General features: G+C 71.8%; 15 protein-coding genes. 7 read left to right on the top strand and 8 right to left on the bottom strand.

Features of this window, described 5'->3' with window-relative positions; all coding sequences use genetic code 11:
• The first annotated feature begins 86 nt into the window (after positions 1–86).
• The 3 genes from FSY66_RS09130 to FSY66_RS09120 are packed head-to-tail and all read left to right on the top strand — an operon-like array spanning position 87 to position 2,530.
• A complete protein-coding gene (locus FSY66_RS09130) occupies positions 87–620 on the top strand; it encodes a hypothetical protein (RefSeq protein WP_144794026.1) in 534 nt (177 codons plus the stop codon).
• A 34-nt stretch (positions 621–654) separates the two neighbouring features.
• Positions 655–2,016 (top strand): NAD(P)/FAD-dependent oxidoreductase, encoded by a 1,362-nt coding sequence (locus tag FSY66_RS09125; RefSeq protein ID WP_144794023.1) that lies wholly within the window; start codon positions 655–657, stop codon positions 2,014–2,016.
• Positions 2,017–2,026: 10 nt separating this feature from the next.
• Positions 2,027–2,530 carry an FBP domain-containing protein gene (locus FSY66_RS09120; protein WP_144794019.1) on the top strand — a complete coding sequence of 168 codons (504 nt, stop codon included), beginning with the start codon at positions 2,027–2,029 and terminating at the stop codon, positions 2,528–2,530.
• 39 nt (positions 2,531–2,569) lie between these two features.
• Here the strand turns inward: FSY66_RS09120 and FSY66_RS09115 are convergent, their stop codons facing one another.
• The 8 genes from FSY66_RS09115 to FSY66_RS09080 form a co-directional block, all read right to left on the bottom strand.
• Positions 2,570–3,805 carry a glycerate kinase family protein gene (locus FSY66_RS09115; protein WP_144794015.1) on the bottom strand — a complete coding sequence of 412 codons (1,236 nt, stop codon included), beginning with the start codon at positions 3,803–3,805 and terminating at the stop codon, positions 2,570–2,572.
• Between the two features lie 37 nt (positions 3,806–3,842).
• Positions 3,843–5,381: an SLC13 family permease gene (locus tag FSY66_RS09110; RefSeq protein WP_144794012.1), complete on the bottom strand. Its 1,539-nt coding sequence runs from the start codon at positions 5,379–5,381 to the stop codon at positions 3,843–3,845.
• The gene (locus tag FSY66_RS09105) at positions 5,378–6,970 is read right to left on the bottom strand and encodes an ATP-binding protein (RefSeq protein WP_144794009.1); all 1,593 of its coding nucleotides are present in this window, start codon (positions 6,968–6,970) and stop codon (positions 5,378–5,380) included. Before FSY66_RS09105 ends, FSY66_RS09110 begins: the two co-directional genes overlap by 4 nt.
• Positions 6,967–7,236, bottom strand: a complete 270-nt coding sequence (locus FSY66_RS09100; protein WP_144794006.1) for a hypothetical protein — start codon at positions 7,234–7,236, stop codon at positions 6,967–6,969. The genes FSY66_RS09105 and FSY66_RS09100 overlap by 4 nt, the downstream gene beginning before the upstream one ends.
• Before the next feature lie 85 nt (positions 7,237–7,321).
• Positions 7,322–7,936: a GNAT family N-acetyltransferase gene (locus FSY66_RS09095; protein ID WP_144794003.1), complete on the bottom strand. Its 615-nt coding sequence runs from the start codon at positions 7,934–7,936 to the stop codon at positions 7,322–7,324.
• A gap of 73 nt (positions 7,937–8,009) precedes the next feature.
• Positions 8,010–8,867: an SDR family oxidoreductase gene (locus FSY66_RS09090; protein WP_144793999.1), complete on the bottom strand. Its 858-nt coding sequence runs from the start codon at positions 8,865–8,867 to the stop codon at positions 8,010–8,012.
• A gap of 151 nt (positions 8,868–9,018) precedes the next feature.
• Positions 9,019–9,627, bottom strand: coding sequence for a CueP family metal-binding protein (locus FSY66_RS09085; protein ID WP_144793996.1), 609 nt, complete (start codon positions 9,625–9,627; stop codon positions 9,019–9,021).
• A 275-nt stretch (positions 9,628–9,902) separates the two neighbouring features.
• Complete coding sequence (locus FSY66_RS09080) at positions 9,903–10,130, bottom strand: hypothetical protein (RefSeq protein WP_144793993.1); 228 nt, start codon at positions 10,128–10,130, stop codon at positions 9,903–9,905.
• Positions 10,131–10,226: 96 nt separating this feature from the next.
• Between FSY66_RS09080 and FSY66_RS13120 the strand changes: the two genes are divergently transcribed.
• The 4 genes from FSY66_RS13120 to FSY66_RS12610 are packed head-to-tail and all read left to right on the top strand — an operon-like array spanning position 10,227 to position 13,978.
• Positions 10,227–11,192, top strand: coding sequence for a tyrosine-type recombinase/integrase (locus tag FSY66_RS13120; protein WP_144793990.1), 966 nt, complete (start codon positions 10,227–10,229; stop codon positions 11,190–11,192).
• A complete protein-coding gene (locus FSY66_RS09070) occupies positions 11,143–12,861 on the top strand; it encodes a hypothetical protein (protein ID WP_053447635.1) in 1,719 nt (572 codons plus the stop codon). Before FSY66_RS13120 ends, FSY66_RS09070 begins: the two co-directional genes overlap by 50 nt.
• A gap of 8 nt (positions 12,862–12,869) precedes the next feature.
• Positions 12,870–13,004 (top strand): hypothetical protein, encoded by a 135-nt coding sequence (locus tag FSY66_RS12895; protein ID WP_260853612.1) that lies wholly within the window; start codon positions 12,870–12,872, stop codon positions 13,002–13,004.
• Positions 13,001–13,978, top strand: a complete 978-nt coding sequence (locus tag FSY66_RS12610; protein WP_053447636.1) for a LysM peptidoglycan-binding domain-containing protein — start codon at positions 13,001–13,003, stop codon at positions 13,976–13,978. Before FSY66_RS12895 ends, FSY66_RS12610 begins: the two co-directional genes overlap by 4 nt.
• Positions 13,979–14,042 lie beyond the last annotated feature (64 nt).

The following is a 14,042-nucleotide window of genomic DNA, read 5'->3' as shown; positions in this document are numbered from 1 at the left end:
CCCCGCGGCTGACCCGCTGAGGCCCTCGGGGACGTATTCTGTCCGGGTCAGCCGCAGCGCCCCCTAGACCCGCAGGAACCATCACTGTGCCTCAGCCCCAAGACTCCGCCGCCGGATCCGCCGACGAGCAGCCTCGCCTCCCCTGGGCCCGGCGCAGCGCTGCAGCGCTCGGCTGGGCGCTCGGCTTCGCCCTCGCGATCGGGCTGGTGGTCGCGGCCATCATGATCCCGGTCGCCTTCACCGTGAACACGGCCTCGCAGGACCAGGAGGACACGAGCACCACCGCGGCGGCCGCCGGCGGAGCGGGCGCCGCGGCCGGCGCCGAGGAGACGGAGCTGCCGGACGAGTCCATGCAGCCGGTGACCCTGGAGGTCACCTCCTCGGAGGGCGGCGAGGTCGAGTGGGAGATCGACGGCACGATCGAGTCCGAGCAGTTCCAGGACAGCTGGACGAAGGAGATCGAGGTGCCCTCCGGCAGCTGGCCCCGCCTCGTCGTGACCGGCGACACCGAGGCCGACGACCTCGAGCTGACCTGCGCCATCAAGCTCGACGGCGAGCCCGTCATCGAGAAGCGCGGCACCGACTCCACCCAGACCGCCACCTGCAGCGTCTTCGTCTGAGCGCAGCGACCACATCCCCTCCCGGAGGAGCGCCATGCCCCGCCTGTTCGCCGCCCGCCCGCGTGTGCCCGCCCCCGACGGGATGTCCTGGCCCCATGTGGTCATCATCGGCGGAGGGTTCGCCGGCGCCAACGCGGCCCTCGAGCTCAAGGACGCGCGCGTGCGCGTCACGCTGATCGACCGGAACATCTACAAGACGTTCCAGCCGCTGCTGTACCAGGTCGCCACCGGCGGGCTGAATCCGGGCGACGTGACCATGGTCCTGCGCGGTCTGTCGCGCCACGCGCCCAACCTCCGCGTGCGCCAAGGCGATGTCGTGGGCATCGATCCGCAGCGGCGCACCGTCACGGTCGAAGAGGGCGGCGCGCCCCAGGAGATCGCCTTCGATCACCTGATCGCGGCCAACGGCATCACGACCAACTACTTCGGCACGCCCGGCGCCGAGGCCCACGCCATGCCCATGTACGGGCGGCAGGACGCCACGGCCGTGCGCGACCGGATCTTCGCCGAGCTGGAGCGCTCGACCCGCTCCGATCCGGACGACTTCCTGCATGTCTCGATCGTCGGCGGCGGTGCGACCGGCGTGGAGATCGCGGGAGCGCTGGCGGACTTCCGCAGGGACGAGCTGAGCGTCATGTACCCCGAGCTCGACGAGCGGGTGCTGCAGATCCGCATCCTCCAGCGCGGCAAGGACATCCTCAAGCAGATCGACGATCAGCAGCTGCGCGACTACGCGGCCGACGAGCTGCGGGACCGCGGCGTGCAGCTGGTGCTCGGCCAGGGGGTCAAGGATGTCGGCTACGACTTCGTCGTGCTGGCCGACGACACCGTCCTCGAGTCCGACATCACCATCTGGGCGGCGGGCACCTCCCCCGACGAGCGCGTCTCCGCATGGGGGCTGCCGCTCACCGAGCGCGGGGCGATCGCCGTCGACGAGACCCTCCAGGTCAAGGGGATGCCGGGCGTCTACGCGGCCGGCGACATCGCCGGGCACGACGACCCCCTGCCCCAGCTCGCCCAGCCCGCGATCCAGACCGGCGTCCACGCGGCCCGGATGATCCGCGCCGAGCTCGAGGGACGACCGCGCAGTCCGTTCCGCTACCGCGATCTCGGCGAGGCGGCCACGATCGGGCGTCGCGCCGCGATCGTGATCGCCCCCGGCGGGGTCAGGATCACCGGCACCGCCGGCTGGTTCGCATGGCTGGGCATCCACATCATGAAGCTCATGGGCGGGCGCAACCGCCGAGCAGTGACCATGAACCTCGTCTCCCTCTACGCGGCACGGCAGAGCCACCAGCCGAACCCCGTCACCGGCAATGTGGACTCGCTGCGCGCCGCCGAGGTCTTCCGCGAGCTCGCGGGCCAGCGGAAGTTCGGCCCCGGCCACCGGGCCTGAGGGCTTCACCATGCAGCCCCGCACCGAGTCCGAGATCCGCAAGAGCTTCCTCAACTGCTCCAAGGGCGCGGCCCAGCGCATCGCGATCCCCCAGGAGGTCCTCCATCCCGAGTGGGAGCGGGAGATCTTCCTGGGGTGGATCGACGCCAAGGCGCCGCGCGTCGGGTACGTCGTGGCCGAGACCGACGAGGGCCTGCGCGGCCTCGTCATGGAGAAGTCGACGACGCCCGGACGGGGCGGGGCCCGGATGTGCCAGATCTGCCTGACCCTCCATCCCGGCAGCGGCGTGTCGATGATGTCGATCCGCTGCTCCCGGTCCGCCAAGGACCGCTACAGCAGCATCGGGACCCACCTGTGCTCCGATCTGGCGTGCACCGACTACACGCTGGGACGTCGCAAGCCCGACGGCGTCCGCCAGATGGAGGAGACGCTCTCGGAGCAGGAGCGCTCGGAGCGGACCCTCGCCAACATCCGGGGGCTCATCCGGCGCGTCGCCGACGGCATGGGGCGCTGACTCCCGCGGCCCCGAGGCGGCCCCCGGAGGGACCGGCCCTCACCAGTCGTCGCCCACCAGACGGGCCTCGGCGATCGCCGCGCCGAGCATGAGCGTGCGCATGAACCGCTCGGTCGCGGCGATCAGCAGCTCCTCCCCGTCGCGCACGGCGTCCGTGAGGCTCATGGGCACCGGCAGGATCGAGGCCACGGCGTCGATCCCGATCCCGTGGACGGCATCCGCTCCCTGGCCCAGGGTCCCCGCCAGGCCGATGACCGGAACGCCCTGATCGGCCGCGCGCCGGGCGACCTCGGCCGGGACCTTGCCGCGCGGGGTCTGGAAGTCGATCGCGCCCTCGGCCGTGATGACCAGGTCCGCGCCGCGGATCGACCGATCCAGGTCGATGCCTGCCAGGCCCGAGTCCAGGAGCGCCTCGAACCGCGGGACGAGCCGGGCGCCCACGGCGGCCATCCCGGCGCCGAGGCCCCCCGAGGCGCCGGTGCCGGGGCCGGCGGCGAAGTCCGTGTCGCGGGCGGTCTCCAGCCCGTCCCGGGCCAGGACCCGCGCCCAGGACTCGAAGCCGGCCTCGAGCTGGGCCACCTGCTCCGGCGTCGCTCCCTTCTGGGGCCCGAAGACCCGGGCCACGCCGCGGGAGCCGGTGAGCACGTTGTGCGGGTTGAGGGCCAGCACGAGCTGGGCGTCGCGGCGGGCCAGGCCGCGATGCAGCCCGGAGAGGTCCAGCTGCTCGACCCGGCCCAGCTCGGCCCCGCCCTGTCCGACCTCCTCGCCCTGGGCGTCCAGGGCCCGCACCCCGAGCGCCTGCATCGCCCCGAGACCGCCGTCGGAGGTCCCGGAGTCGCCGCAGCCGACCACCACCGTCTCCGCGCCGTCGTCCAGCGCCGCCGCGATCAGCTCCCCGACCCCGCGGGTGGTCGTGCGGGTGGGATCCCGCCGGTCCCGGGGCACGAGCCGCAGGCCCGCTGCGGCCGCCATCTCGACCACGGCCGTGCCCTCGGACTCGCCGCCCAGTCGCGCCCAGTGCGACTCGACCGGTTCCCCCACCGGGCCCGTCACGGTCCGGGGAACCACGGTGCCGCCCGTGGCGGAGGCCAGGGTGCGGGCAGTGCCCTCGCCGCCGTCGGCGATCGGGACGGTGCGCACGCGCACGCCGGGCACGGCCCGGCGGACTCCCGCGCTGATCGCGCGGGCCACCTGCTCGGCGTCGAGGGACTCCTTGAAGCCCGAGGGGGCCACGAGGACCCGGCGGACGAAGGCGGTCGAGCTGACGGTGCTCATGATGATCTCCGATCGGGGGGACGGGAGCCGAGGCGGCTCACAGGAACAGGGGCATGCCCATCAGGGGCCACACGAGGAAGGAGAAGAGCAGCACCAGGGCGGCGCTGATGGGTGCGAGCCAGGCCGACAGCCGCAGCAGGTGCTCCGGGCGGTAGGTCTCGATCCCCTCCACGTCCGAGAACAGCGTCACGGGCTTGGCCGAGCTGGTGAGCGTGTGGCAGAAGCCCGCGGCGGCGGTCGAGGCGAAGGCCGCGGCGGTGGGATCGACTCCCAGCCCCGGCGCCAGCGCGACCACGATCGGGATCAGCACCGCGGAGCGGGCCGAGCGGGACTGGATCACCAGGTGCGCCGCGGTCGAGCCGACGACCACCAGGACGATGAAGACCACCGGGGCCGCCGCACCCGCCGTGCTCACCGGACGCAGCGCCTGGTCGGCCAGCCACTGGGCGGCGCCCGAGTCGACGAGCCCGGTGCCCAGGGCCAGCGTGGCGGCCATGAACACGAGCAGCGACCAGGGCACGGACTTCAGCGCCGTGCCCAGCTTGACCGAGCCCCAGCGCGGACTGGCCGCCAGCAGCGCGCCGAACAGGCCCACGATCGCCGGGTGGAGCCCGTGCAGCGGCTCCGAGCACCACAGCACGACGACGCCCGTGATCAGCAGCGCCGAGCGGGACTGGGCCACGGTCAGCGGACCCGTGATGGGCGACGACGTCCGAGCCTGCAGGTCCTGCAGCGAGATCGTCAGCGGCTCCCGTCGGTCCTCCCGCTGCGTGAACAGCCGCAGGATCAGCTCGGCGCACACGTGCGAGGACAGCAGGGCCAGCGGCAGGCCCAGGATCAGCCAGCTGCCCACCCCGAAGCTGCGGTGGCCCGCGGCATCCAGGATCTGCGCGGTGATCAGATGGGCGCCGGCGCCCAGGTAGGAGGCCACCGCGGAGAGCAGGATGACGGAGGGGAACAGCAGCGACAGCGCCAGCACGGCGCGCCGCCGATCGCGCAGGACCCCGGCCAGGGCCACGAAGACGGGCAGCGCCAGGGCGGCTCGGCCCGATGTCGAGGGGATGGCGAAGGCGGTGGCCACCAGGACGCCGGTGCTCAGGTGGAAGACCTGGCGCAGGGAGCCCGCCCCGGTCACCACGAAGCCCGCCACCCGGGTGGCCAGGCCGGAGGCGGTGACGCCCGCCGCGATGACGAAGGCCGTGAGCAGCAGCCAGATCGTGTCCTCGCCGAGGGACGCGAACAGCTCGTCGTCGGCGACCACGCCCGTGGCCACGAGCACGAGGGCCGCTCCCAGGGCCACGTAGGTGTCATCCAGCGGGGAGAAGATCCACAGCCAGACGGCGATCGCGAAGACCACGAGGGTCAGCGCGCCGTCGGCCGGCAGGCTGTCCCCCGTCACGGACGCGCGGATCACCAGGACCGACAGGACGGCCAGGACCAGCCCCGCGATGAGCGCGGCGGTCCTGGGCCGGGGCCGGGCGCGCTGCGGCCTGAGCGCGGGCTGGGGCGGCGTCGAGGCCCAGCGGGTCGGGCGGTCCGCGCCGGCCGGCTCGGCGGCGCGCTGCGTCGGGCTCATCGGTCCTCCCGCATGGCGCGCACGATGCGGTCCTGCAGCTGCTCGTCGTCGGAGACGTCCTCCAGCGGAAGGTCGAGCCCCACGGTCGTGCGGCCCTGGGCGTCCGACTCGACCCACAGGCTGCCGCCGTGCGCATCGGCCACGCCGCGCACCACGGCCAGCCCGAGGCCCATGCCCTCGGTTTCCGGGCCGGCCTCCGGAGCGGCGCCGGCTTCGTCCCCCGCGGTCGCCCGCTCGTGGAGGGGCGCGGCGGCCGAGCGGTATTCCTCGACCATGGCGCGGACCTGCTCCGGGCTCAGCGGGCGCCCGGGGTTGGAGACCCCGAGGCGCAGCACGGAGCCGCTCAGGGACGAAGGCGCCTGCTCCGGATCCGGCAGGGGCCCCGGCTGCGCGCCGCCTCGGCCGAGGACGGCGCTGACGATGCGGATCTCGTCGCCGGCCGAGGTGTGGTCGACCGCATTGCGGGCCAGCTGCAGCAGAGCGGCTCGCACGGCCGCGACGTCCATGGGAGCCGCGTCCCCGGGGACGTCGTCGAGCACCCACTGCCGGTCCGGGGCCCTGCGTGCCGCGCTCTGGCGCACCTGGACGAGCAGCTGGGCCGCGGAGGCCCGCTCGATGTCCAGCCGGCCGCTCGAGTGCGCGCCGATCAGCTCGACGTCCTCGACCGTGCGCTGCATGTCCCGCAGCGCCGGACGCAGGGGCCTGGCCGCCGACGGATCGAGCGCGTCCAGCTCCCGCCGGAGGGTGCCCATCGACCGCGTGAGATGCCGCCCCGCCTCGATCACCACGTGGTGCTGGCGATCCGAGGCGGCTTCGAGGCGATCCAGCATGTCGTTGACCGACTGGGCCGCCTGGGAGATGTCGTCGCGGCCCTCGATGGGGATGCGCTCGGTGATCCCGTGCCCGGTCACGGAGGCCGCCACGGAGCCGATCCGGCGCACGGGCTGGAGGATCTGCCCGGCCGCGAACCAGGCGATCAGCGCGGTGAGCGCCACGCCGCCGCCGGCCACGGCGAAGAGCAGGAGCACGTTCTGGTCCACCTCCGCGCGAGAGGGGTCGGTGAACTGCAGGACCAGGAACGACGAGCCGCCGGTCGTGTCCACCCGGCCCCAGCGCACGGTGCCGTACTCCGTCTCCGTCTCGCCCGAGGCCTCCGGGGCCTGCAGCAGGGCCTCCAGCTGCTGCGCGTCGCCGGCCAGCCGCTCCCCCGCGTCGTCGGCCGCGTTGTCCAGGAACAGGACCTCGTCCCCGGCGACGGCCACGAACGCCTCGTGCGTGGCCGGGGTCTGCCGGGAGAGGTAGCGCTGCATGAGCGCCGACTCCGAGACGAACGGCTCGGCGGTCTGCGGGTCCACGCCCTCGCTGACGAAGGTCCGGAACTCGTCGACCTCCTGGACGATCCCGTCGTTGGCCCCCTGGGCGACCTGCCCGAGCAGCAGCGAGCGCATGGTCACGATCACGGCCATCAGCGCGATGGCCGTGGTCAGCACGATCCAGCCGACGATCCGCCATCGGGCCGAGACCCGCGAGCCCCGCTCCTGCTGGTCCGGTGCGCCCGACCCGCTCGAGGCGCTGTGCGGTGCGCTCACCGCGACACGCTCCCCGACTCGGGCCCGTCGTCCTGCGCGCCGTCCAGATCCGTGTCCAGCGATTCGACCGGCGAGTCGGCCTCCCCGCCCTCGGGCTCCTGATCGGGTGCCGGGCCCTGGTGCTCGCCGCCCTCCTGGACAGCGACCGAGACGGGCTCCGCGGGCAGCGTCGGCGGCTCGATGCTGCCCGCGAGGCGCTGCGTGGAGATCGCGGTGAGCACCGGGACCGCCACGATGAGGGCGAGGAGGACGAGGCGTCGGAACATGGCGTGGGATTGAACACGAGGCAGATGAGAAGTAAATGAAGCCTCTGGCCTGGGGCGATGGTCCTGACTACCCGGCTCTGCCCCCTCAGGCGCGGAAGGGATCGTCCACGCCCCACCGCGAGCGCAGCCGCTCCGCCAGGGAACGGCGCACCGCCGGCCATTCGGCGGCGGTGATCGAGAAGACCACGGTGTCCCGCAGGGAGCCGTCGGGCATGATCTGGTGGCTGCGCAGCACGCCGTCCTGCTTGGCCCCCAGTGAGGCGATCGCGGCCCGGGACTGCCGGTTGTGCCAGTGCGTGCGCAGCTCCACGGCGATGCATTCCAGCGTCTCGAACGCGTGGCGCAGCTGGAGCAGCTTGATCTGCGGGTTGAGCCCGGTCCCCTGCGCGCTCGCGGCGATCCAGGTCGAGCCGATCTCCACGCGGCGGTGCTCGGGGACCGGGTGCAGGAAGGTCGTCATCCCCACGGCACGGCCCCGGGCGTCCTGGATCGTCCAGGGCACGAGCTGCCCGTCGTCGCGCCGCCGCAGGCGGGAGGAGATCTCCTGGTCCATGGCCTCCGGTGCGGGCACGTTCGCGTACCAGAGCCGGTGCAGGTCGCCGTCCGCCGAGGCCTCGGCCAGCTCCTGCGCATGGTCCGGGGACAGGGGCACCAGGGATCCCAGGGGGCCGCGCAGGCTCGGAGCGCTCAGGAAGCCCATGGACTCACCGGGCGGACGGGGAACGGGCAGACGATGAGGCGGCTGCAGCGGCGGCTCGGCCGGGTCGCGGCGCTCACAGCGAGCGTGCGATGTCGGCCAGCGAGCGCGGCGGGTGCCCGGTCAGGCGGGCGACGTCGTCGGTGACCTCCGCCAGCTCCCCCGAGGCGATCGCGGTGTACGTCGAGATCCACCCCTCGAGCATCCACTCGGGTGCGCCGTAGGAGGCGCGGGAGGCGCGGGCCTGCTCGATCGTCTCCGGCTCGTAGGTGTGCGTGCGGCCCGTGGTCTCCGTGAGGATCCGGGCGACGTCGTGCAAGGACAGGGCCTCGGGGCCGGTCAGCGTGTAGGTCTCGCCGCGGTGGCGGTCCGGGTCGAGCAGCACCGGCACGGCCGCGTCGACGACGTCGGCGCGTGCGACGCCGGCGACCCTCCCGTCGCCGGCGGGCCCCTGGAGGGTGTTCGACTCCCCCGTGAACTGTGCGAGGACATCGAGGTAGAAGCAGTCCCGCAGGAACGTGAAGTCCATGCCGGAGTCGCGGATGGCCTGCTCCGTCTTCCAGTGGGTGCGCGCGTAGGTGAACGCGGCCTCGGGGGATGCGGCCATGAAGGAGAGGTAGACGACGTGGCGGACGCCGGCGCGCTGCAGCGCCTCGACGAAGCCCTCCTGGATCTGCGCGCGGTCCTCGGTCTCGTGGGCCGAGACGAACAGCACGGTGTCCAGTTCCCGCAGCGCCTCGACGGCCTCGTCGACCCGGGCGAAGTCGCACGGCGCGGCCCCGAGCAGACGACCGGCCCCCCGCACGCGGTCGGAGACCTTGAACGCGGAGCGCACCAGGAGCCGGTGGGCGACACCCTCCTCCTCGAGCTGGCGGGAGACGCCCCCGCCGATGTGCCCGGTCGCTCCCGTGATGCCGATCCGTCGTGCGTTCATAGTGGGGCACTCCTCCTCGGCGCGCAGCCCGCCTGCGTCGACCCCCCACGGTATCGGCACCCCGTGAGGGGCACCACAGGTTGCATGATCATTCCCGTCGGCTCCGGGCGGGCCGACGGCCGATCGTCCCCCCCCTGCCGTCCGGCCCGGATCAGGTCAGCTGCACGGTGGTGAGGCAGGTCGGATCCTGCTCGTCGGCAGTCGCGATGATCGCCTCTCCCCGGGCGCCGTCCACCTGGCAGATCAGGCGGTACTCCGGGCCCCGGGGCAGCCACAGACCCAGGAAGCCGTTCGGCTGGGTCGTGACGGTCTCGTCCTTCAGGGGCTCTGCGCTCCCCTGCTCGGTGAGACGGATCGTCACGTCCCGATCGCGCAGCTCGCCCAGGCAGGTGGTCAGGCTGTGGAAGTGGCACTCGTGCGTCGTCTCCATGAAGGGCGCGACCGAGAGGTAGAACCGATCCTCCGGAAGAGGCCGGGTGACCTCCCGCTCGTCCGAGCCGGTCAGCACCAGCTCTGCGGGATGGACCATGGCCATGAGATCCGCAGGCCGCTCCGCCAGGGGGAGCCGCTCGAGCCTGTCGACGATCTCCCGTCCCTCGAGGCCGTCGAGGCCGCGGGCCCTCAGCACGTCCTCCGCCGCCGAGGCCGACGGTCCGGTGCCGCCGGGCGTCGAGCACCCCGCCAGCGCGAGCGGGGCCAGCCCCAGCCCGCCCAGCAGGGTGCGCCTGGCGATCCTCGGCTGCCGGTCAGCTGCAGTCATCGTTGCCTCCTGGTGGTCCGCCGCCCCCGTCTCCTCCGTCTCTGCCTCGACCCTATCCGCCGTCCCGTCCCCGCCCGTCCCGCCGCGTCTGGGGAGACCGTGCTCGGGGCATGCGGAAGACCCCGCGGCGACGGGGTCGCCACAGGGTCTGAGAAGCTCCCCCGACTGGACTCGAACCAGTAACCCTTCGATTATTGGCTCCGTCTTCGGCGCGCTGACCAGCGCACCAGTCGATGGCTACTTATCGCAGCATTCGCTTTAGCCCGGGCCTCGGCTCACTCCGGCTGGCCCTCCCAAGGCTGCAACGTCCCCGCGTCAAACCGAGACACTGCTTCGCTCAGCATGGCCGAGAGATCAATCGCATCCTGACGCCTCATCGGCGTTGAGACTACCGCGCGATCATCAACCGTCACGATCAGCTCCAGCCTTCCTCCCTCAGGGTCTAGTCCGATAACCCACCCGGGAGTCCCTTCAATTTTACCAATTCGATTCTGTTCAGACATAGCGCCTCCTTGATAATCGGTACACCACTGCATGCGAGCTAGTTGATCATATGCCATTAAGCCAGCAACCGCCGCTGGGACCGCAAGACTGCTGTCATGTCTGATACAGCACTCGAATGGGCCACCGCGATCGACGACTTCACTAGCTGGTTGCGCGCCGGCGGACAGTCCGCCGGAACCCTACGCCTACGCCGCTGGGGACTGAACAAGCTTGCGGAGCAGACCTCGCCGCGAAGCCCATGGGCAGTCACTCCTGAAGAGCTTCAAGAATGGATCTCAAACCCAGCTTGGTCACCGAACACTCGCAAGTCTGCCCGTGCAACGATCCGCCGGTTCTACCAATGGGCGCATGCCACCCAACGTCGGCCTGACGATCCTGCCGCCCTACTGCTGACAATCCGCATCCCTCCAGCCCGGCCACGCCCCACACCCACCATGGTCCTCTACGCAGCCCTTGAGCGGGCAGAAAACGACCGGGAACGCCTTATGCTTCTGCTCGCTTCCTTCGGCGGGCTCCGGCGTTCCGAAATCGCCGCCGTGCATGCCGACGACCTCCAAGCCGACCTCCTTTTCGTAGTTGGCAAAGGGGGGCGGCAGCGCTTCCTCCCAATCCATCCTGTACTTGCCCCCTTCCTCGATCGCCTGCGAGCACGAGGCGGATGGGCTTTCCCCGGCCGGTTCGGCGGCCACTGCCACCCCGACTACATCGGCAAGCGACTCTCCCGCCTCCTCGGACCCGGATGGACGGGCCACACGTTGCGTCATCACTTCGCGACTGCCGCCTACAACAGCACTCGCGATCTCCGCGCCGTGCAGGAACTGCTCGGCCATGCCTCGGTCGCGACCACACAGATCTACGTCGGGGTTGACGCCGCCGCACTGAACGAAGCAGTCCGCCTCATCCCCCTTCCGGAAACCCGCCATCACAGCTGCGCACTACAGACGCACACCTGCCAGCGATGGGATGGGGAGGGCGCAGACGTCCTCGCTCATTCGCTTCAGGGGGGATCCTGTGCCGACCACCATCACGCTCACGCCCACGCTGACCCTCAGCGTGGGTGACCGGCGGATGCCGCAGCAACGCGTCGAGGATGTCTGGTCCTCGATCGCGCAGCACACCCGGGCCACCGACCGGCCCGCGACGATCGCCGTGATGGACGGCTCCGAAACGCTGCGCGTCTGGGAGCTGCGCCCCGACGGGTCCAAAGCGCTGCTCGACCACGAGTCCCTCGAAGCACCGGACTTCCGGCTCCTGCTGTCCCCGTGGACGATGGCCGTCCCGCTGGACAACGGCCCCGACCACCGGGAGGTCTCGACCCTGGCTGTCGCTCATGCCCAGGCCGAGGAAGCAGCCAGGGCCGGGGCGGTCGAGATCGTTCTCCAGACCATCGGCACCGACCTGGACGCTGCCGAGACGATCGATCCCTCACCGACTGACGAGATCACCGCGCAGCAGGAGGTCGACGACGTCGCTGCTGATGACGACGACCTCATGGACGACCTCTCTGACGACAACGACGTCGCCGCCCAGGCCAAGACCAAGAAGCGCCGGCGACTCGTTCTCGGCAGCAGCGCGGCAGCCGTTCTCGTGCTCGCCGGCCTCGGACTCGGCACCCACGCCATGCTCACGAACGACGAACCGGCAGCCGCTCCCGCACCTGAGACGCAGGCCCCCGAGGAGGCGGGCACGGAGGATCCGGCGACGCCTGCCCCGATCCAGAACCAGGCGATTGCCCCTGCCGGGTTCTCTGGCACCCCGACGTGGGAAGTCGTTGGTGCGACAGATCAGAGCTCCGGACTGACCTGGGACGGTGAGCACATCGGCGCGATCTCGAACCGGGCCCTCGACATCGTCGCCGCCGAGGACGGGGAGATCACCGATTCCCTCACCCTCCCGGCTGCCCTGGACTCCACCCCCCGGCCACTGCGCGACGGCGCGCAGGGCGGGCTGCTGCTGCTCGCCGAGGGGCGCGTGATGACCTGGTCCCAGGACCACGGTCTCGTCGACAGCAAGATCAGCGACGACGACCGGCTCATCGTTCGCGGCGGCACCGCGTTCACCGTCCCCCAGCGCGACGACGTCCGTCCCGACGAGATCCAGGTCGTGACCACCGACGGGCTCAAGAAGTACACCTCCCCGTCGTCGTCGGCATCGCCGATCGGCCCCGCGCACAACGCCGGGTACCTCTGGGCGTCCAGCGCTGAGGGCGGCTCCCTCATCCATGCCGAGGCCAGCGGCAAGGAGATCTCCACGACCCGGCTGATCGGCCCCTCCGATGACGCCACGATCTCGCAGTGGCTCGGCGCCACCAACGAGCACGCAGCCGTGATCTGGTCCGAGGGCTCTACCGGCGTCATCGCCATCCACGATGCCGAGTCCGGCCAGGTCGTCGAGACCCACGACCTCACGAGCAGCAGCTCCAGCATGCAGGTCGTGCCCTCCTCCGACGGCCAGCAGCTGCTGGCCGGCACCACACCGATCGACCTCGACATGGCTCAGATCGGCTCCCCCGTCGGGAACCTCTCCACCAGCAACCGCGCCATCATCGCGGTCCCCGGCGGCTGGATCGCCACACAGACCGACGGAACCTCGGTGCTGATCTCCCCGGACGGCAGCACCACTGCCGCACCGTCCTCCGCCGAAGACCTCCTCGGCCTCGCAGACCCCGGCGACATCGTCGTCGATCATCGCGGCGCTCTGGCCGCGTTCGCCCCGGATTCCTCCGACTGAATGGACCAGTGACCATGCAGCCGATCAGACTTCCGCAGCCTGCCGCCCGGGCCTCTCCCGCGCAGCCATCCGAGATCATCCGGCTCGGATCCCAGCAGCTCATCCTCACCACCATCACCACCGCAGAAGGAGACCAGAAATGAACACCCGTATCCGCACCGTCCTGACCGCCCTGACGATCACCCCCGTCATCGGCCTCGCCACGATCGCACCCGCTACCGCTGACGAGTCCATCGACCTGCCGATCGATCCCGGCACCACGACGGGCCCTTCCGACCCGATCGACGGCGGCCAGATCGACCCCGGCACCGAAGAGCCGGAAGCCCCCGCCAAGGAGCCGGCACCCGAGCCCGCCCCGGAACCGGAGACGCCCGCCGAGCCCGAGACCCCTGCCGAGCAGCCGGCACCGGAAACGGAAGCCCCCGCCGAGGAGCCGGCACCCGCGCCCACCCCGGAACCGGAAGCCCCGGCGGAGCAGCCGGCACCCACGCCGACCGCGCCGCCGGCACAGCCCGAGGTTCCCGCCGCTGAACCGGCACCGGCCCTTCCCCAGCCCTCCGTGCCGGTCGACACCTCTCCGGCACCGGCACCCCAGCCGGCAGTCGAGCAGCCCGCCGCTCCCGCGCCCGTTGCCGCCCCGGCACCGGCAGCGGCGCCTCAGCCGGTTGCCGCGCAGCCGGCACCGGCTCCCGCCCCCGCTCCGGCAACGGGCGCGGCACCGGCACCTGCCGCCACCCCGGCCCCCGTTGCCGCTCCGACGGCAACCGCCGCTCCGGCACCGGCAACGCAGGTGATGCCGCAGAGCGCACCGGCTGCCGCTCCGGCACCTGCCGCTCAGCCCGTCGACCCGGCACCCGCTGCCACCGCGACGGTCCCCGCGCAGCCGAGCGCGCCGTCCTCGTTCGTTCCGAGCCTGTTCAACAACCTCGCCGACCCCGCTGACCTCCCGACCCCGACCGGCCATGAGTACGTCATCGTCTCCGGTGACACCCTCAGCGAGATCGCCGAGCGCTACGACGTCGAAGGTGGCTGGCAGCAGCTCTGGGAGGACAATCGCGACGTCATCGAGGATCCGGACCTCATCTACCCCGGGGAGAAGATCCTCATCCGCCGCTGACCCTAGGTGTTGTGGGTCATGAGGTTCTTGGCGCGGGTGCGTCGATGAGATGAGGAACGGGCTC

The organism is Kocuria palustris, from assembly GCF_007666205.1.
Taxonomy (GTDB): domain Bacteria; phylum Actinomycetota; class Actinomycetes; order Actinomycetales; family Micrococcaceae; genus Kocuria; species Kocuria palustris_A.
Note: the sequence above shows the minus strand (reverse complement) of the source record. Positions and strands in the feature narration are given on the sequence as shown.

Coding starts and splice junctions, on each gene's coding strand:
- FSY66_RS09125 (WP_144794023.1), top strand. CDS start 655: ATGCCCCGCCTGTTCGCCGCCCGCCCGCGTGTGCCCGCCCCCGACGGG.
- FSY66_RS09120 (WP_144794019.1), top strand. CDS start 2,027: ATGCAGCCCCGCACCGAGTCCGAGATCCGCAAGAGCTTCCTCAACTGC.
- FSY66_RS09115 (WP_144794015.1), bottom strand. CDS start 3,805: ATGAGCACCGTCAGCTCGACCGCCTTCGTCCGCCGGGTCCTCGTGGCC.
- FSY66_RS09110 (WP_144794012.1), bottom strand. CDS start 5,381: ATGAGCCCGACGCAGCGCGCCGCCGAGCCGGCCGGCGCGGACCGCCCG.
- FSY66_RS09100 (WP_144794006.1), bottom strand. CDS start 7,236: ATGTTCCGACGCCTCGTCCTCCTCGCCCTCATCGTGGCGGTCCCGGTG.
- FSY66_RS09095 (WP_144794003.1), bottom strand. CDS start 7,936: ATGGGCTTCCTGAGCGCTCCGAGCCTGCGCGGCCCCCTGGGATCCCTG.
- FSY66_RS09090 (WP_144793999.1), bottom strand. CDS start 8,867: ATGAACGCACGACGGATCGGCATCACGGGAGCGACCGGGCACATCGGC.
- FSY66_RS09085 (WP_144793996.1), bottom strand. CDS start 9,627: ATGACTGCAGCTGACCGGCAGCCGAGGATCGCCAGGCGCACCCTGCTG.
- FSY66_RS09080 (WP_144793993.1), bottom strand. CDS start 10,130: ATGTCTGAACAGAATCGAATTGGTAAAATTGAAGGGACTCCCGGGTGG.
- FSY66_RS13120 (WP_144793990.1), top strand. CDS start 10,227: ATGTCTGATACAGCACTCGAATGGGCCACCGCGATCGACGACTTCACT.
- FSY66_RS12610 (WP_053447636.1), top strand. CDS start 13,001: ATGAACACCCGTATCCGCACCGTCCTGACCGCCCTGACGATCACCCCC.